The organism is Peristeroidobacter agariperforans (genome assembly GCF_004138335.1).
GTDB lineage: Bacteria > Pseudomonadota > Gammaproteobacteria > Steroidobacterales > Steroidobacteraceae > Steroidobacter > Steroidobacter agariperforans.
The window spans coordinates 160,495-178,367 of the sequence record NZ_RYFW01000001.1 but is presented as its reverse complement, the minus strand read 5'-3'; the positions used below and the strand labels follow the sequence as shown (position 1 = coordinate 178,367).

19 protein-coding genes are annotated in these 17,873 nt (G+C 61.8%); 15 read left to right on the top strand and 4 right to left on the bottom strand.

Annotated features, from left to right (window positions below; all coding sequences use genetic code 11):
* Nucleotides 1–3: 3 nt before the first annotated feature.
* Nucleotides 4–789: an outer membrane protein assembly factor BamD gene (locus tag EK373_RS00850; protein ID WP_129640870.1), complete on the bottom strand. Its 786-nt coding sequence runs from the start codon at nt 787–789 to the stop codon at nt 4–6.
* Between the two features lie 106 nt (nt 790–895).
* On the opposite strand from EK373_RS00850, the gene rluD reads away from it, so the two are divergent.
* From rluD to EK373_RS00775, 15 genes are all read left to right on the top strand, one after another.
* Nucleotides 896–1,864: a 23S rRNA pseudouridine(1911/1915/1917) synthase RluD gene (gene rluD, locus EK373_RS00845; protein ID WP_129640869.1), complete on the top strand. Its 969-nt coding sequence runs from the start codon at nt 896–898 to the stop codon at nt 1,862–1,864.
* Nucleotides 1,865–1,868: 4 nt separating this feature from the next.
* Complete coding sequence (pgeF, locus tag EK373_RS00840; RefSeq protein ID WP_129640868.1) at nt 1,869–2,621, top strand: peptidoglycan editing factor PgeF; 753 nt, start codon at nt 1,869–1,871, stop codon at nt 2,619–2,621.
* A gap of 96 nt (nt 2,622–2,717) precedes the next feature.
* A complete protein-coding gene (locus EK373_RS00835) occupies nt 2,718–3,545 on the top strand; it encodes a ZIP family metal transporter (protein WP_129640867.1) in 828 nt (275 codons plus the stop codon).
* Between the two features lie 101 nt (nt 3,546–3,646).
* The gene (gene clpB, locus EK373_RS00830) at nt 3,647–6,229 is read left to right on the top strand and encodes an ATP-dependent chaperone ClpB (protein ID WP_129640866.1); all 2,583 of its coding nucleotides are present in this window, start codon (nt 3,647–3,649) and stop codon (nt 6,227–6,229) included.
* 87 nt (nt 6,230–6,316) lie between these two features.
* Nucleotides 6,317–6,766: an FmdB family zinc ribbon protein gene (locus EK373_RS00825; protein ID WP_129640865.1), complete on the top strand. Its 450-nt coding sequence runs from the start codon at nt 6,317–6,319 to the stop codon at nt 6,764–6,766.
* A gap of 247 nt (nt 6,767–7,013) precedes the next feature.
* Complete coding sequence (gene aspS, locus EK373_RS00820) at nt 7,014–8,795, top strand: aspartate--tRNA ligase (RefSeq protein ID WP_129640864.1); 1,782 nt, start codon at nt 7,014–7,016, stop codon at nt 8,793–8,795.
* 50 nt (nt 8,796–8,845) lie between these two features.
* On the top strand, nt 8,846–9,061 hold the full coding sequence (locus EK373_RS00815; protein ID WP_129640863.1) for a DUF4287 domain-containing protein: 216 nt from the start codon (nt 8,846–8,848) through the stop codon (nt 9,059–9,061).
* 83 nt (nt 9,062–9,144) lie between these two features.
* Entirely contained in the window at nt 9,145–9,876 is a 732-nt protein-coding gene (locus EK373_RS00810) for a sterol desaturase family protein (RefSeq protein ID WP_129640862.1), read from the top strand.
* A gap of 636 nt (nt 9,877–10,512) precedes the next feature.
* Entirely contained in the window at nt 10,513–10,941 is a 429-nt protein-coding gene (locus EK373_RS00805) for a hypothetical protein (RefSeq protein ID WP_129640861.1), read from the top strand.
* Nucleotides 10,928–11,305 carry a hypothetical protein gene (locus EK373_RS00800; RefSeq protein ID WP_129640860.1) on the top strand — a complete coding sequence of 126 codons (378 nt, stop codon included), beginning with the start codon at nt 10,928–10,930 and terminating at the stop codon, nt 11,303–11,305. The genes EK373_RS00805 and EK373_RS00800 overlap by 14 nt, the downstream gene beginning before the upstream one ends.
* A gap of 72 nt (nt 11,306–11,377) precedes the next feature.
* The gene (locus tag EK373_RS00795) at nt 11,378–12,052 is read left to right on the top strand and encodes a Type 1 glutamine amidotransferase-like domain-containing protein (RefSeq protein WP_129640859.1); all 675 of its coding nucleotides are present in this window, start codon (nt 11,378–11,380) and stop codon (nt 12,050–12,052) included.
* 153 nt (nt 12,053–12,205) lie between these two features.
* Nucleotides 12,206–12,625 carry a TraB/GumN family protein gene (locus EK373_RS00790; RefSeq protein WP_129640858.1) on the top strand — a complete coding sequence of 140 codons (420 nt, stop codon included), beginning with the start codon at nt 12,206–12,208 and terminating at the stop codon, nt 12,623–12,625.
* Between the two features lie 44 nt (nt 12,626–12,669).
* Nucleotides 12,670–13,239 carry a DUF1287 domain-containing protein gene (locus EK373_RS00785; protein ID WP_407676179.1) on the top strand — a complete coding sequence of 190 codons (570 nt, stop codon included), beginning with the start codon at nt 12,670–12,672 and terminating at the stop codon, nt 13,237–13,239.
* Between the two features lie 43 nt (nt 13,240–13,282).
* The gene (locus EK373_RS00780; RefSeq protein WP_129643225.1) at nt 13,283–13,675 is read left to right on the top strand and encodes a VOC family protein; all 393 of its coding nucleotides are present in this window, start codon (nt 13,283–13,285) and stop codon (nt 13,673–13,675) included.
* 67 nt (nt 13,676–13,742) lie between these two features.
* Complete coding sequence (locus tag EK373_RS00775; protein ID WP_129640857.1) at nt 13,743–14,189, top strand: HIT family protein; 447 nt, start codon at nt 13,743–13,745, stop codon at nt 14,187–14,189.
* Nucleotides 14,190–14,203: 14 nt separating this feature from the next.
* On the opposite strand, the gene EK373_RS00770 is transcribed toward EK373_RS00775, so the two are convergent.
* The 3 genes from EK373_RS00770 to EK373_RS00760 form a co-directional block, all read right to left on the bottom strand.
* Nucleotides 14,204–15,211, bottom strand: coding sequence for an AraC family transcriptional regulator (locus tag EK373_RS00770; RefSeq protein ID WP_129640856.1), 1,008 nt, complete (start codon nt 15,209–15,211; stop codon nt 14,204–14,206).
* Nucleotides 15,212–15,449: 238 nt separating this feature from the next.
* Nucleotides 15,450–16,088, bottom strand: a complete 639-nt coding sequence (locus EK373_RS00765; protein WP_129640855.1) for a gluconate 2-dehydrogenase subunit 3 family protein — start codon at nt 16,086–16,088, stop codon at nt 15,450–15,452.
* Between the two features lies 1 nt (nt 16,089).
* Nucleotides 16,090–17,871: a GMC family oxidoreductase gene (locus EK373_RS00760; protein ID WP_129640854.1), complete on the bottom strand. Its 1,782-nt coding sequence runs from the start codon at nt 17,869–17,871 to the stop codon at nt 16,090–16,092.
* Nucleotides 17,872–17,873: the final 2 nt, after the last annotated feature.

Sequence of the window (17,873 nt, the reverse complement as noted above, 5' to 3'; positions counted from 1 at the left end):
TGCCTACCAGAACTTCCACCAGTGTTTCTTCTGCTGCTCCGGCTCGACCTGCGGCTCGTTCAGGGCCGCGTAGTTCTCGTTCATCACCTTTTCGGTGTCGGCGGCCAGGTCGGTCATGCCCAGGCGGCGATAGGACTCGGCCATGATCTGCAGCGCCTGGCGGATCTGCGGCGAGCCGTCGTAGTTCTCGATGGCGTACTTGGCGCGATTGATCGCGCCCACATACGCGCCGCGCTCCAGGTAATGGCCGGCAACGTATACCTCGTAGGAGGCGAGGCGGTTGCGCAGGAAGATCATCCGTTTGCGCGAATCCTCGGCGTATTCGCTGTTCGGGAACCGTTGCACCAGGGTCTGGAAGGATTGGAACGACTTGCGCGCGTCGATCGGCGGACGCTGCGACAGGTCGGCATTGAACCAGCGCTCCAGGAAGTTCGGGTTGCGCTCGAACTGCACCAGGCCCTTGATGTAGTAGGCGTAGTCGACGCGCGGATGGGCCGGGTTCTCGCGGATGAACTGGTCCGCCTGGTCGATGGCCGCCTCCGGCTCGCGGTTCTTGTAGTAGGCGTACATCAGGTCGAGCTGCCCCTGGCGGGCGGCGTTGGTGAACGGGAAGCGCGCCTCGAGCTGCTCGTAATACTGAGTGGCGTCGCGATAATTGCCGTTATCCGAGGCCTTTTTGGCCAGCTCGTACAGCTTGTCAGCGTTGCCGATCGCCTCTCTGGGCTTGTTGCCGCAACCGGTGAGGCCCAGCGCCAGCAGCGCCGCCGTGGTCAAGAAGATGATCCGCATGCGAGAATTCAGGCCCTTTGCCAGCAGTTCTAGTACTCGTGCCTGGGAACCATCCCCAAAGGCGTCCCCGTTAGAGGGCGCGAGTATATCCACAGTTCCCCCCAAGATGTCCGAAGCCGTCCATCACCAGTTGACCATCCCCTTCGAGCACGCCGGGCAGCGCCTGGACCAGGTGCTCGCCGACCTGCTCGAAGGCTACTCACGCACCCGGATCAAGGAGTGGATCGACGCCGGCCAGGTCCGGGTGAACGGCGCCCAGCTGCGCCCCAAGGACAAGGTGCTGGGCGGGGAGAGCGTCGAGATCAACGCCACCCTGCCGGACCAGGTCAGCGTCGCGCCCGAGCAGATCAGCTTGAATATCGTGCACCAGGACAAGCACGTCCTGGTCATCAACAAGCCGGCCGGGCTGGTCGTTCATCCAGGGGCGGGCAACGCGGCCGGCACTTTGCAGAATGCGCTCCTGCACTTCGACGCCAAGCTGTCCCAGGTGCCCCGCGCCGGCATCGTGCACCGGCTCGACAAAGACACCAGTGGGCTCATGGTCGTGGCTCGCACAGTCGAAGCTCACACGGCACTGGTGCGAATGATCGAGGCTCGCGAGGTGGAACGTGAGTACGAGGCGGTTTGCGTCGGCGTGATGACCGGCGGCGGCGTGGTCGATGCGCCGATCGAGCGCCATCCGGTCGATCGTTTGAAGATGGCTGTTCGTGAAGGTGGCCGGGAGGCGGTGACTCACTATCGCGTCGTGACGCGCTTTCGCGGGCACACTCATGTGCGCTTGAAGCTGGAGTCGGGACGAACGCACCAGATCCGCGTGCACATGATGCACATCCACTATCCGTTGGTGGGCGACAAGGTTTATGGCGGCCGCATGTTGTTGCCGAAGGGCGCCTCGCCCGAATTGATCGAAGCCTTGCGTGGCTTCAAACGCCAGGCGCTGCACGCGGCCCGGCTCGCATTCGAGCATCCGGTCAGCGGCAAGCCGATCGTGAACGAAGCAGCGCTGCCGGGCGATATGCAGGACCTGCTGGGCGTGCTCGCGCGCGATACGGCCGCCGCTCCCAAGAAGCGCTGAATCCATGGCTGACTGGATCGCTCCCGACTGGCCCGCACCACCGAATGTGAAAGCAGCGGCGACGCTGCGCACAGGCGGGGTGAGCCAGGGCGCGTTTTCCAGCCTGAACCTGGGCTCGCACGTCGGCGACGATCCAGCTGCGGTCGCAGAGAACCGGCGCCTGCTGCGAACAGCATTGAACTTGCCGGCCGAACCGGCTTGGTTGAACCAGGTTCACGGCATCAACGTCGTGGAGGCGAGCGCCGAAGGCGCAACGTCGGCAGTGCCGCCGACCGCGGACGCATCCGTTGCTCGTGGCGCTGGTGCGGTCTGCGTTGTTATGACCGCCGACTGTTTGCCGGTTCTTTTCTGCGATCGCGACGGGACGCGAGTCGGCGGTGCACATGCGGGCTGGCGCGGGCTGGCCGGCGGCGTGTTGGGCGCGACGATCAAAGCGCTCGATGTTGCCCCGTCGCAGCTGATGGCCTGGCTCGGGCCTGCGATCGAGCCGGACGCCTTTGAAGTCGGCGACGAAGTTCACGAGGCGTTTCTAAAGCTCGCGGCCGATAACGCAGCCGCATTCAAACCGAACGCGCGCGGCCGCTGGCAGGCCGATTTATATCAACTGGCTCGAAACGAACTGGCGCGGCTCGGCGTCACCGCCGTGTACGGCGGCGGTTTCAAATGCTTTGCCGATAGCGAACGTTTCTTCTCGTACCGCCGCGAGAGCCGCACCGGCCGCATGGCCACCCTGGTCTGGCTGACCGGGCCGGCTTGACACGCGTGCTAACCTGCCTGTCACAACCAACATCGCCCTATAGCTCGCGAGTCTGCTACGGCGACTGGCAAGCGCCGTTTCGCGAATTCCGTAATCATGCATCTGCTCGGCTGGATCATTTTGTTTACTGCCATCGGCGGCTTTCTGAGCGCGCTGGCGGCGTCGTTGTTCCTGGTCGTGCCGGATCGGGTGCGCACGCGGGTGCTGCCGCACCTGGTGAGCTTTGCAACCGGCGCATTGCTGAGCGCCGCCTTGCTCGGGTTGCTACCGCACGCGATCGAAAGCGCCGGTGTTTCCAAAACGCATGAAATCGGCCTGACCCTGCTCGGCGGCCTGCTGCTGTTCTTCGTATTGGAAAAGATGGTGCTGTGGCGGCACTGCCATGCCGACGTTTGCGAGGTCCATGTAAACCCCGAGCCGCATGCCCACGCGCACGGCCACAATCACGCACATCACAATCACGACCAGCGACGCGATCGGGCGTCGGCCACGCTCATCCTGATTGGCGATGGCTTCCACAACGTCCTCGACGGCGTACTGATCGCCGCCGCCTTCATGACGGACGTGCATCTCGGCGTGGTCACGGCGATGGCGGTCTGTGCGCACGAGATCCCACAGGAGGTCGGCGATCTGGCCATCCTGCTCAATGGCGGCATGGGGCGCCTGCGGGCGCTGACGCTCAACCTGCTGACCAGCATTACCTCGGTGCTGGGCGGCGTGGTGGCGTACTTCGCGATGGCGCAGGTCCAGGAAGTACTGCCGTACGTAATCGCCATCGCGGCATCGAGCTTTCTTTACATTGCGGTCGCCGACCTCATTCCCGGCCTGCACCGCAAAGTCGACCCGGGCTCGGGCGTCTGGCAGTTTCTGTACATCGTGCTGGGCGTGATCGTGATCTACGTGAGTCACAGCCTGGCGCATTGACCCGCAGCTGGGCCGGGGCAGTTGAATTCCCCGACCTTCCTCCCCAGATCGCTGGCAAGTCAAGGGGCGCCGATGCAGGGGTGCGCCCGGGAAGAATTCACATGCGAATGGACAAATTCACCAGCAAATTCCAGCAGGCCCTGGCGGATGCGCAGTCGCTCGCGGTCGGCCGCGACAACCAGTACATCGATCCGGCGCACCTGCTGGTCGCACTGCTCGACCAGCAGGGCGGCACCGTCCGGCATCTGCTGGACAAGGCCGGCGTGAAGGTCAACCTGCTGCGCTCTCAGCTGGGCGAAATGCTCGACAAGCTGCCCAAGGTCGAAGGCACGGGCGGCGAAGTGCACGTCTCCAACGAGCTCGGCCGCCTGCTGAACGTGATGGACAAACTCGCGCAGAAGCGCGGCGACCAGTTCATTTCCAGCGAGCTGTTCGTGCTCGCGGCGCTCGAGGACAAGGGCCAGATCAGCACGGTGCTGCGGAACGCCGGCGCCGTGAAAGGCTCCATCGAGCAGGCCATCGACGAGCTGCGTGGCGGCGAGAAGGTCAACGACGCCAACGCCGAGGAAAGCCGTCAGGCGCTCGAGAAATACACCGTCGATCTCACCGAGCGCGCCGAACAGGGCAAGCTCGATCCGGTCATCGGCCGCGATGACGAGATCCGCCGCACCGTGCAGGTATTGCAACGTCGTACCAAGAACAATCCGGTGCTGATCGGCGAGCCGGGCGTCGGCAAGACCGCCATCGTCGAAGGCCTCGCGCAACGCATCGTCAACGGCGAAGTGCCCGAAGGCTTGCGTAACAAGCGCATCCTCGCGCTCGATATGGGCGCCCTGATTGCCGGCGCGAAATTCCGCGGCGAGTTCGAAGAGCGGCTCAAGGCCGTGCTCAACGACCTGGCGAAACAGGAAGGCCGCGTCATCCTGTTCATCGACGAGCTGCACACCATGGTCGGCGCCGGCAAGGCCGAAGGCGCGATGGATGCCGGTAACATGCTCAAGCCCGCGCTCGCTCGCGGCGAGCTGCACTGTGTGGGCGCGACGACGCTCGACGAATACCGCAAGTACATCGAAAAGGATGCCGCGCTCGAACGCCGCTTCCAGAAAGTGCTGGTTAACGAGCCGTCGGTGGAAGACACCATCGCCATCCTGCGTGGCTTGAAGGAACGTTACGAAGTGCACCATGGCGTGGAAATCACCGACCCGGCGATCGTCGCCGCGGCTACGCTTTCGCACCGTTACATCTCGGATCGGCAGCTGCCGGACAAGGCCATCGACCTGATCGACGAGGCCGGCTCGCGCATTCGCATGGAGATCGACTCCAAGCCCGAGGCCATGGATCGCCTCGAACGTCGCATCATCCAGCTCAAGATCGAGCGCGAGGCGTTGAAAAAAGAGACCGATGAGGCTTCCAAGAAGCGTCTGAAGGCCCTGGACGAACAGTTGGGCGCGCTGGAAAAGGAATATTCCGATCTGGAAGAAGTGTGGAAGGCCGAGAAAGCTTCCGTGCAAAGCGCGGCCGGCATCAAGGAGGAGCTGGAGCGCACCAAGATCGAGCTGGAAACGGCGCGGCGTGCGCAGGATCTCGGGCGCATGTCCGAGCTCGCGTACGGGAAGATTCCCGAACTGGAGCGTCGCCTCGCGCAGGCGACCGCGGCCGAGCAGCAGACGGACCAGAAGAAACTGCTGCGTAACAAAGTCACCGATGAGGAGATTGCCGAAGTCGTGTCCAAGTGGACCGGCATTCCGATCTCCAAGATGCTCGAAGGCGAGAAGGAAAAGCTGCTGCGCATGGAAGAGCAGCTGGGCAAGCGCGTCGTCGGTCAGCAGGAAGCGGTGCGGGCGGTGTCGGATGCCATTCGTCGCTCGCGCGCCGGCTTGTCCGATCCGAATCGGCCGAACGGCTCGTTCCTGTTCCTCGGTCCGACCGGTGTCGGCAAGACCGAGCTGAGCAAGGCGCTCGCGGAATTCCTGTTCGATACCGAAGAGGCCATGGTCCGCATCGACATGTCGGAGTTCATGGAGAAACATTCCGTGGCCCGCCTGATCGGCGCGCCGCCGGGCTACGTGGGCTACGAGGAAGGCGGCTATCTGACCGAAGCGGTGCGTCGCCGCCCGTATTCCGTGCTGCTGCTGGATGAGGTCGAGAAGGCCCATCCGGATGTGTTCAACGTGCTGCTCCAAGTCCTGGACGATGGCCGTCTCACCGACGGTCAGGGCCGCACGGTCGACTTCCGCAACACCGTCATCATCATGACGTCGAACCTGGGCTCCAATGTCATCCAGGAGCTGGCGGGCGAGGCGAATTACGCCAGGATGAAGGACGCCGTGCTGGAGATCGTGCAACAGCATTTCCGGCCGGAGTTCATCAATCGGGTCGACGATCTGGTGGTGTTCCATCCGCTGGGCCGGGAGCAGCTGCGCTCCATCGTCGACATTCAGCTGGCGTACCTGCGGCGGCGTCTGGCCGAGCGGGATATCGAGCTGGCATTGGATCAGGCCGCGACCGATCGCCTGGCCGAAGCCGGCTTCGATCCGGTGTACGGCGCCCGGCCGTTGAAACGCGCCATTCAGCAGCAGCTGGAGAACCCGCTGGCTCAGCGCATCCTCAAGGGCGAGTTCGGCCCCGGCTCGAAGGTGCGTGTGACGGTCAAGGACGGCGAGCTGGCGTTTACGCGCGGCTGATTCTCCGCAGGAAACAACTTGAACATTCGGCGTCGGCCCCTATGATGCGCCGACGCCGAGTCGCCTTGTTTGTGACCGAGAACAACCATGCCGTTTTACGAATACGAGTGCAGCAACTGCAAGTTCTATGTCGAGACCCTGCAGAAGATCTCCGATGAGCCGCTGAAGCAGTGCCCGAGCTGCAAAAAGCAGACGCTCAAGAAGCTGATCTCCGCGCCGGTGTTCCGCCTGAAGGGTTCCGGCTGGTACGAGACCGACTTCAAGTCCGAGGGCGAGGACAAGCGCAATATCGCCGACCGTGACGAGCCGGCCGAGAAGTCCGAGGAGAGCAAGCCCGCCGCCGCGAGCGATGCCAAGGCCGACAAGCCTGAGAAGAAGGCCGAGTCCAAGGCGGAAGTGAAGACTGGCGCCGGCGCCAAGAAGCCCGCCGCCAAGGCTGCCCCGTCCAAGGGCAAGAAGCCGGCTGCCAAGGCCCCGGCCAAGCGCCCGGCCCCGAAGAAGGCTGCGCCGGCGAAAAAGAAGGCCAAGCGGCGTTAATCGCCGCGCGGCAGAACCGCGCCGCCATCTAGATCCGACAAGCCCACGCGCCGGGGCCGCTATGCCGGCCCACGCCAACAAGCGCCCCGCGCCAGCGGTGGCGCGGCCGGGCGTCAGGAAGGCGCCCACTCATCGGCGCCGGGTGATTTCCCGCCAGGCTCGCCGCCTCCAACCCGGGAGTCCTTGCCTTGCGCGGCTTCGGGGGCGTCCGTAACATCGCGCGCTCCCTACGTCCCGAGCCTTTTCCATGCGCTCCCATTATTGCGGCCAGGTCAACGAATCCCTCATCGGCAAGGAAGTCAGTGTCGCTGGCTGGGTGCACCGCCGGCGTGACCACGGCGGCGTGATTTTCGTCGACCTCCGCGACCGCGAAGGCCTGCTGCAGATCGTTTTCGACCCCGACGCCAAGGACGTGTTCGCCGACGCCGAGCGTCTGCGCGGCGAGTTCTGCATCCGCATCAAGGGCGTGGTCCGCGCCCGTCCGGGCGGCACCGCCAACGCCAACCTCGCCTCGGGCCAGGTTGAGCTCCTGTGCCGCGAGCTGGAGATCCTCAGCCGCTCGGAGACGCCGCCGTTCCATCACGACGAGCCGGTCAACGAAGAGCTGCGGCTGAAGTATCGCTATCTCGACCTGCGTCGCGATGTCATGCAGAAGCGCATCCGCCTGCGTCATGCAGTGACGCGCGCCATGCGTGACTATCTCGACAGCAACGGCTTCATCGACATCGAAACGCCCATGCTCACGAAGGCGACTCCGGAAGGCGCCCGTGACTATCTCGTGCCCAGCCGCACCCATCCCGGTCAGTTCTTCGCGCTGCCTCAGTCGCCGCAGCTGTTCAAACAGCTGCTGATGATGGCGGGCTACGATCGTTACTATCAGATCGTCCGCTGCTTCCGTGACGAGGACCTGCGCGCCGAGCGTCAGCCGGAATTCACTCAGCTCGATATCGAGACCTCGTTCCTGAGCGAAGAGCAGATCATGCAGCTGATGGAAGCGCTGATCCGTTCCATCTTCAAGACCGTGCTCGGCGACGATCTGCCGAACCCGTTCCCGCGCATGACTTACGCCGAAGCGATGCGCCGTTACGCGTCGGACAAGCCGGACCTGCGTATTCCACTCGAGCTGGTCGACGTCGCCGATCTGGTGAAGGGCTCGGACTTCAAAGTGTTCTCCGGCCCGGCGTCGAACCCGGACGGCCGCGTCGTGGCGCTGCGCGTGCCCGAAGGCGGCACGAAGTTGTCACGCAAAGAGATCGACGATTACACGACGTTCGTCGGACGCTACGGCGCGAAGGGCCTCGCGTATGTGAAGGTCAACGAGAAGGCGAAGGGCCGCGATGGTCTGCAGTCGCCAATTCTCAAGTTCCTGAGCGACGACGCGGTCAACGGCATCATGTCGCGCACCGGCGCACAGGATGGCGATCTGATTTTCTTCGGTGCGGACACCGCGAAGGTCGTGAACGACTCCATCGGCGCGCTGCGTATCAAGGTCGGTCACGACCTGAAGCTGACCAAGACCGGCTGGCATCCGTTGTGGGTGGTCGACTTCCCGATGTTCGAATGGGACCCGGACGCGAAGCGCTGGGCAGCGTTGCACCACCCGTTCACCGCGCCTCGCATCGAAGACGCGGCGGCTCTGCGTGCCGACCCGAAGAACGCGCTGTCGAAGGGTTACGACATGGTGCTGAACGGCTCGGAAATCGGCGGCGGCTCGGTGCGTATCCATCGCACTGAAATGCAGTCGACGGTGTTCGATTTGCTCGGCATCTCGGCGGAGGAAGCGCAGATCAAATTCGGTTTCCTGCTCGAAGCGCTCAAGTTCGGCACGCCGCCGCACGGTGGCATCGCCTTCGGCTTGGACCGCATTGTGATGTTCATGGCGGGTACCGATTCGATCCGCGACGTCATTGCGTTCCCGAAGACGCAGACCGCCGCGGATTTGATGACGAGCGCGCCGACGGGCGTGTCCGAAGAGCAGCTGAAGGAGCTGCACATTCGGGTGAAGTTGCCGCTGAAGGTCGAGGGTTAACGACCGCCAGGACATGGGGCGCGACGAGCGCGCCCCATGCACAAGTCATCGTGACGACAGACACCAAAGCCAAGGGTCCCGCCTCTTACTTCCCGTCCATCGAGAAGACCTACGGGCATCCCGTTTCCCACTGGTTCACGCTGTTGGGATCGGTCAAGAACAAAAAGCACACGGAGCAGGTCGCCTTTCTCAAATCCGAGCACAAGCTCGGCCATGGTCATGCCAACGCCCTCGTTGCCTACTACAGGGCGAAAAACGGAAACTAGAGTTCGGAGCCGGTAACGGATAGTCGGCAAGCAGCATCTGCGTTGACAATCTCACTGACTGGGGAAGCTCGTTCAGGTGTGCAATGGAGATCCTCGTCTACCCAGTGGTGGCATTGCTTTTCGTCGCGGTGTTCACCCGCGAAGTGATCGCGCCTGCGTCGAAGAATCACTGTGATCGCCGCTGGCTGATCCTTGCATCGTTTATGGGCGCCTTTACCGTCGTCACCACGATCGGTCTCGGCTACATATTCAGTGCTCACATTGAGAGCGTCGCGCTCTTCCAATTCACTCGCACCCTGCCTGATGTGCTGGTCGGGCTCCTCAGCTTCCTGCTCACCAGCTTCATCTTTTACTGGTGGCACCGCGCAACTCATAAGTCCGACGTCCTCTGGCGGATCTTTCACCAATTGCATCACAGCGCGAGGCGATTGGAGTCGCTCACTGCCTTTTTCGCGCATCCGTTGGACACCGCGGCTGCAGTGATCATTGGCGCGTTCTCGAGCTACCTCGTCTTTGGCGCATCTCCAGTCGCCGCCGGAATTGCACTAATGATGACGGGAATTTTCGATCTCTTCGTCCACGCCGACATCTCCACCCCGAGATGGGTTGGCTATCTGGTCCAAAGACCAGAGATGCACACGGTGCATCACGCGCACAACCACCATGCTCAGAACTACGGCCTTCCGATCTGGGACATGATATTCGGCACCTGGTGCAATCCTGATACTCGCGCTCTACGTCTCGGCTTCGACGACGATAAGTCGGACAGGGTCTATGACATGCTCATGCTGCGTGATGTGCACAGGACGCCCTGACAAAACGATGGAGCCGACGCGGTGAAACCAAGGCTCGCGTTGAGGTGTCTCATGTGTGATTGGGACGGGCTCACTGCCCACCAATACGCTGGTTCCGACCCGCAAAAGCGAAGGGCTCCTGCTCGGGGCACCTCACAGTCGTGATGTGACTAGAAGAAAGGCCGCTGTTGCATGAGGTACTCCGTTCGCACGCCATTTCTCTCCTGGTTTGGATCCGGGGCGCTGGTGTTCACGCTGTTCCTCATCGTTGCGGCATGGGGAAACTGGGTGGTCGTGCTTGGCCTGGCCGCCATTTTTGGGGGCTGTGGCGCTGTCCTTCTCTTCACGTCTGCAGAGGTGTCTGGAGATGATGCGGGGCTGTCCGTCGTGCGGATTGGAAGCCGCGCCAGGGTAAGGTGGCAGGAGCTTGAAAGAGTCGCGGAAGGAGGCGGAAACCTGGTTTTCTACACCAAGGCCGGACGTATGACGGCGCCCTCATTCGAATTCTGGGCGGGACCCGAGAAGGGGAATCTTCTCGCACTCCTGCAATCAAAGCTGGAGGAGCGAGCCGTTCCTCTTCGATTCGGCTCACTGCGAGCCATGGTTCATGTGGGTGATCGTCGAATTACATAACTAGCCCATGCTCACAAAAACGACATGATCAGCTCAATCTCCGTCCGCGCGCGGCTGCTTGCTGCACTGGGTCTTGGGCTGGCATTCGGCGCGGTCCGCGGTGAAGAAAGTGTCTGTACAGCCAAGATTCCAAAGGGCTACCTTACGGATTTCCTATTGCAAATGCGCTCCAGTCCCACGATGAGAAACGGTGAGATTGTCGGATTTCGCATTTACGAGAAATCCAGTCCGGCAGTGTTGCCAGAGCTTGGTCTACGTTCGGGCGATCTGCTGACGCACTTCTGCGGTGCAAAGTTCAACGATGCCTTCTCCGCCGAAGAAGTCATCTGCTGCACAGTCCAAGAGCCAATGCGCAACGGCGTCGAGCTTCGCGTTGAGCGTGATGGAAGAGTCATTCGTGTAGTTGCGCCAATGCCCGACAAGTCGCTGCAGTCGACGCGTGAAGACCCGTAGCATCGGCTTCAAAGGAGACCTTGTGTCAGTGCATCCATTGTATTCACTAGCTGGCGCTGTCGCGGCGCTCACTCTATCGCTGGCAGCGCACGCCGAAACTGAGGCTGAACGACGTACGCGAATTCTCCAGGAAACAAAGATGAATGTGGTCCCGGAGCTGACCGTGCCGGCGTCGGAGTTCAAAGACGATGGCGACCCGACCACGATAGAGATCGTGTTTGTCACGAAAAAATCTGACGGTCCAAGCAGGGTTTCGGAGGATGGTGAAGTCATCTTCTTGTACAAAGCGTCGGACAAGACCCAACAGAAGTTGATCGCCCGTGCGTTTGAGATTCGCCTCGCTCGCAGCGAAAGTGGAACCTGAATGGCCTTGTATTTCAGATGAGCTTCCGCAACTGGGCCAGGAAACATTGATGAGACATCGCCGGCAAGCATCATGAAGCTTCTTCTCACATCCGCAGGTATCAAGAACGCGAGCATTCGCGACGCGCTGCTCGATCTACTGGGCAAACCGATCGCCGACTGCAATGCCCTCTGCATCCCGACAGCGCTGTACGGGCATCCGCACGGAAGTCCTGAAGCGACGTGGCGGTTCATCAGCGGGCGAGAGCCGCGATGCCCGATGTCCGAATTAGGTTGGAAGTCAGTGGGAGTGCTGGAGCTGACTGCTCTGCCCAGCATGCCCAGGGAACGCTGGGAAACTTGGGTCCGTGCAGCAGACGTCCTGCTCGTCAATGGCGGTGACGCGCTATACCTGTGTCACTGGATGCGGCAGTCCGGCCTGGCGGATCTTTTGCCGTCGCTGGAACAGACCGTCTGGGTGGGGCTGAGCGCCGGAAGCATGGTGATGACCCCTCGGGTCGGAGCGGCCTTCGTCGAGTCGAAGCCCTCCATCACCGGCGACGACCGGACGCTGGGGCTGGTCGATTTCTCGATCTTCCCGCACTTGGACCACCCGGATCTGCCTGAGAACACCATGGCAGATGCGGAAAAATGGGCGAGAGACATCGGAGGTCCGGCTTACGCCATCGACGACGAGAGCGCGATCCGAGTGGTCGACGGCGCTGTCGAAGTCGTCTCGGAAGGGCAGTGGAAGTTCTTTGCTCGTTGAGTTTCACGAGAACCTTCGTGCAGTTCATCGAAAGTAGCGTCATCGGTGTTCGAGCCGCGTGTATTCGCCTCAGCGCGGGCGCGCGCGTACTCGATCGCAACCCGCAACCAGCGTCTTGGCCTCGTTCGGCAAAGAGATGCGCTTGCAGTGTCTATGTTGGGTCAACGGAAGATTCATGCAGACGTGAGCACGGATGAGTTTCACGCCGCATGGGCCGACATTCCCTGGCATCAACGAGTTCTGCTGTTGCTCGGTGCGCCCGTGTATGGGCTCTGGCTGTACTTTACGGGAACTCGTCAGTCCATCGGGCGACGCTTGCACACCGAGGAGGTCGAGTCGAGCGGAGACTTCGAACGGTTCGAGCACACGCCGGAATTGGAAAAGATGCTCGCCACTACACGGGATCTACGTCTGGTCCAGGAAGTTTCCACTGCCGTAGAGGCGGGCGGGAGTTGCATCGGAGTGGTCTACGGAGCGGCCCATATGCGAGTCGTCTCGCGTGTGCTCACGAGCAAATACGGATACAGGGTGGTCGAGTCCGAGTGGGTCACGGTCTTCGACTATCAGGAGTAACGGTAGTGAAAACAGCGCTCCTCGCGATACTGGTGGTGGCGATGATGGCCACGGCATCGGGCGAGCAAGGTCCGAGCCGGCGGCTCGATCAGACATTCGCGCAAGCATTGATCCAAGCGGCAGTCGCGCAGACCTCGACTCCGGTCACCTATGACGGGTCGTACCGGCGAATTCCGTATCCTGGCGGGGACGTGCCCGCAAACATCGGGGTGTGCACCGACCTCATCGTGCGCGCGTATCGCGCGCTCGGCGTGGATCTTCAAGTGCGAGTTCACGAGGACATGAGGGCAGCCTTCAGTTCATATCCGCGGCTCTGGGGTCTTGCACGCGCAGATTCCAATATCGATCATCGGCGGGTGCCGAACCTTCAAACCTACTTGCGCCGCCGTGGGGCGCAGCTTCCGATTGGCCCCGACGCAAGCGGCTACTTGCCGGGGGACCTGGTGACGTGGATCCTGCCCGGCAACCTTCCTCACATTGGACTGGTTACGGATCAACGTTCGGCAGACGGAAAGCGCTTGCTGATCGTGCACAATATCGGGCGCGGCCCAGAGATCGAAGACATGTTGTTCGACTACCCGATTTCTGGTCACTTTCGGTATCGTGGAGATTGATGAGAGCTGCTTCGGTCTCGAGGCCGAATCCAAGGGAGAAAACGTGTTCAATCACATTATGATCGGTTCGAACGATATCGAGCGCTCGAAGCGCTTCTACGACGCCGTGCTGGCGACGCTCGGTGCCGGCGAACCGGTGCGCAACAAGGCGGCCACCGGCCACAGCCGGCTGTTCTATCGACATAACGGCAGCACCTTCTGCATCACCGAGCCGATCAATGGTGAAACGGCGACTTTCGCCAACGGCGGCACGATCGGTTTCAAGTGCAACTCGCCCGAGCAAGTCAAAGAGTTTCATGACGTGGCGCTCGCTCACGGAGGTACATCCATCGAAGACCCGCCGGGCCTGCGCGAGGGCAGTTTAGGTCCAATGCACTTGGCCTATGTGCGCGATCCAGACGGCAACAAGCTCTGCGCGATCTACCGCGTCAAGTAGCGGGTCGGGAACGCCGCGAACTTGGATGGTTGCACCGGCGCTGGTGGTGCAACCCCCAGCGTGATCCATGAAGAACGCACCGATCGGTTACGACTGTCCCTTCTGCCGCCTGGCGGCCACGTTGCCGGAGCCGGCGCCGGAATCGGCGGTGGTCCTCGTGGCCCCGCGCGTGTTTGCTTTCATTCCGCTGCATCACTACGGGGACATCCAGGGCAACTGTTTGATCGCGCCAAGGGCTCACTACGAAAACGTGTTGGACATTCCAGAGGACCTCGGCAATGACTTCTTTCGTGCGACCCGTCTCCTGGCGGTCGCGATGCAAGACGCATTCGGGTGCGAGGGCATTTCCACGCGTCAGCACAATGGGCCTGCTGGCAATCAAGACGTGTGGCACTACCATCTGCATGTGTTCCCGCGCTTTCACGGCGATGGTCTGTGGGGCGGGAACAAGGTGCTCTACACCGCCGAAGAGCGTCTGGAAGTGGCGAGCCGTCTCAGATCGGCGCTCGGGTAACAGAGCCGGCGCAATTAGATATTTCGCTCCGCTTGAGCATGAAATGTTTTCGCTGCGCACATGAGCCAGCCGAGGCTGGCTTTGGCTCGGGGCTCGCCCTCGGGAGCTTGCGCCGTGTCGCTGGGACGCTCCGAGAACAGCGCCCGATAGTCGCGCGCAAATGCACTGAAATCCCAGACTCCGAACCTTTCCGCGACCTGCTGCACGCGCTCACCCGGTTTGCGGTGAAGCAGTGCTGCACGTACCTCCCACAGCTGCTTTGCTTTGAGTAGCCGTATCGGAGAAATCCCAAAGTACTGTTGAAAGAGGGTGCGCAGCGTGCGCTCGCTCACCGATGCGACCTGCGCCAGATCCTTGATGTACAGCGTCTCTGCGTGCGTGGAATCGATCAAGTCCAAGCAGCGAGCAACGGCTCGAGCATGAGAAGTATTCAACCGCGATCGTTTCGTTTCTCGATCGCCGCAGCTGGCCTGCAATACGCGTGCAACGGCGAGCGAAAGATCCTGTTCCAGCATTGCAGCTGCCGCCGGTGTGACGACCCTCACTGCAGGATCAGAAGAAAGCATTCGATTCACCAGCCCGCGCAGGTGGGTCAAGTATTCCAACTGCGTGCGCTTCCGTACGGTGCCGCCTGCGCCGAGTACTTCGAGGGTGCGTGGATCGAGACAGGGATGGTCGAACGACAATGTGATGCCGGCCCAGCGTGTCGCGCCGACACCCGTAAACGAAAAGGGCTGGGCGCCTTGCATGAGAATGAAGCTGTCCTCTCTCAAGCTCGTTGCATCGATGCGCATGCGTCTTGCATCGGTCATCGGCACCCCAACCGCCAACTTCCCAGGCTCACCGGTTCCTGCGAACGTTGCGCATCCACCGATCTGGAGCTCTTGCACTGAGACACGACCGGCTTGAGAGCCTTGGACCCACCAGTCCGTCGAAGAGGGACGGGTCGGCATGAACCTGCCTTCTATGCCGCGGACGAACTCTGCGAACTCATCGAAGTCCCTGAAAACGCTCTTCTGCATGGATGCTTTCTCCGCGCGCTTTCTCGCAGCCGTCTATTTGATCTTTGCATTCGGGGTTGCATACCCAACCACGAATGAGGGGCTCCTTGAAGCAGGAAAGTCCGTAGTCTGGAGAAAGCGTTATGACGCAGCGAACAAAGCGCCGACCTCGAAGAGGTTCGGGAGCGTGCAAAGCAGTGCTTGGCGGTTTGGATGGACCCGGCTTGGCCGCCGGGTCGCGCGTGCAGCTCGACTCGCTTTAGAGCAGGCCCAGCTTCTTTAGAACCTCCGGCGGCGGGCCATCGAATTTGGTCATCGCCACATTGCCCACGTACCGCAGATCTTTCATCCCAACCGGCGTCGTGTAATACCCACCGGCCGTGAGCGCCCGATAGCGTGCGAAAAACTTCGCGGCCTGTTCGAACTGCGCGGCAGGCTTGGCGGCGCTGATGTCGTCGCAAATGGCGACTCGCTCCTTCTCCATCAGCGCCGAGAAGTTGTTCTTGAATCGTCGTTGCGCTTCCTGGTCGAGCCACGCCAGGCCTTGCACGACCACGGGCTTGTCTTGTTGATTGTTGGGATAGGGCGCGCTGATCCATTCGTCGATGAAATCGACGACGCCCACCTTGGAAGCCGCCGGCGACTCGTCATCCGCGGGAATGATCAAATCGCTCAGCACAGTTGCGGTCGCGCGTTGCTGTTCACTCAGTGTCAGCGGCCACAGCTCGCCGATCTGGTACACCTTCAGCAGGTTCGGATCCTTGCCATAACCAGTGACGCTCTTCGCCGTGTCCTGAGCAAGCGCCGTCGCAGGCAACTGCAGAGCTGCGCTCGCGGCGAGCACCCACTTCAGGGCGGTGCGGCGGTCGATGCGCATCGAATCGTTGAACGTTTCCATGTCACAGCTCCTTCCGCTTCATGGCGGCCAGCATGTAGTCGGCGCTGCGCCAGGCGAGCGCCATGATGGTCAACGTCGGGTTCTTGTCGGCGTTCGAAGGAAACGGCGCGCCGTCGGTGAGGAACAGGTTCTTCACGTCCCAGCTCTGGCCCCACTGATTCACCACCGAGGACTTCGGGTCCGCGCCCATGATGGCGCCGCCGACTTCGTGAATGATGTAGCCGCCGGGCAGGAGATCCTGCTTGCCGGTCACGCGACCGCCCATGTTCTGGATGATCTCGGTAAATGCCTTGTGCGAGTGGAGCGCCTGGCGCTGCTCGTGCTCGGACCACTTCCAATGGAAGCGCAGCGTCGGGATGCCGTACTGATCTTTCTTCTGCGGATCGATATCGCAGTACGAGTCCTCGTTCGGAATCATCTCGCCGCGACAGACCAGGCTCACAAAGGAACCATAGTAGCGCCGCATGTCCTGTTTGAACTTCTTGCCGTAGCCGCCGACGTGGTTGGCGAGGCCCGCCGTCGAGCCGAAGCTGGGCATGTCACGACCCGCGCCGATTTCGATGTGATAGCCGCGAGCGAAGTCCAGCTTGCCGGCCATTTGTTCTTTGTAGAGCCACCATGGCGCGTACACGTGCATGCCGCCTGCGCCGTCTTCGTTGTGCGGCGGCAGGTCTTCGAGCATCGGGATCTGGCCGGTGACGCTGGCGCCGACCGTGTCCATCAAATATTTGCCGACCTTGCCGCTCGAATTCGCGAGACCCTGCGGGAACTGCGCGGACTTCGAGTTGAGCAGGATGCGCACGGATTCGCAGGCGCTCGCTGCGAGCACGATGATGCGGCCTTTGGCGCGTTCTTCCTTGCCGGTCGTCTTGTCGATGAATACGACGCCAGTCGCGCGACCGTTCTTCCCCATCTCGACTTCACGCACCATCGCGTTGGGAAGAATGTCCAGATTGCCCGTCGCCATGGCCGGCGGCAGGTGCACTGTGGTCGATTGATAGTTGGCCTTGATCGAACAGCCTCGCCCGCAGTCAGTAGCCCAGAAGCACGGCGCGCGACTGCGCATGCTGTCGGCGACGATCTGTTGCGCACGAGGATTGTTTGGATGAAGCAGCGCGGCGTTGCGCTTGAAATCCAACTGCTGAGTCAGCACGGCGCGGTGCACGGCAATTACAGGCACGCCGGTTTTCTTCGCGTGCTTCTGGATCAGGGCTTCGCCGGCACGCGGCTTGGGAGGAGGTAGCAAACAACCGGCAGGTGAGTCGGGCGTGTTCTCGAGGCCGTGATTGTCACCGTAGATGCCGACCAGCATTTCGACCTTGTCGTAGTACGGTGCGACATCGTCGTACGAAATCGGCCAGTCGAAGCCGAGGCCGTCGCGAGTTTTAGGTTTGAAGTCATAGGGACCGTTGCGCAGCGAGATGCGGCCCCAATGATTGGTGCGGCCGCCGAGCATGCGAGCGCGCCACCACCAGAAGGTTCTATCGGCGTCGGTCGATGCGCTCGAATAAGGCTCGCCGGGAATTTGCCAGCCGCCGTCGACGGTGGCGTCATAGAAGCCGAATTCTTTGTCGAGCGTCGACGTGGCGCGCAACGGCGCCTGGTCCGGCGTGTGAAACATCGGCGTCTCGATCTCGGGCACATAGTTGCGGCCCGCTTCGAGCATCAGCACCTTCGCGCCGTCGAGCGTCAGCGTGTAGGCCGTCTGTCCGCCGGCGGCGCCTGAGCCGACCACGATGACGTCGTACTCCTTCTGTAAACCTGCAGTATCGATCAGCGGCATGG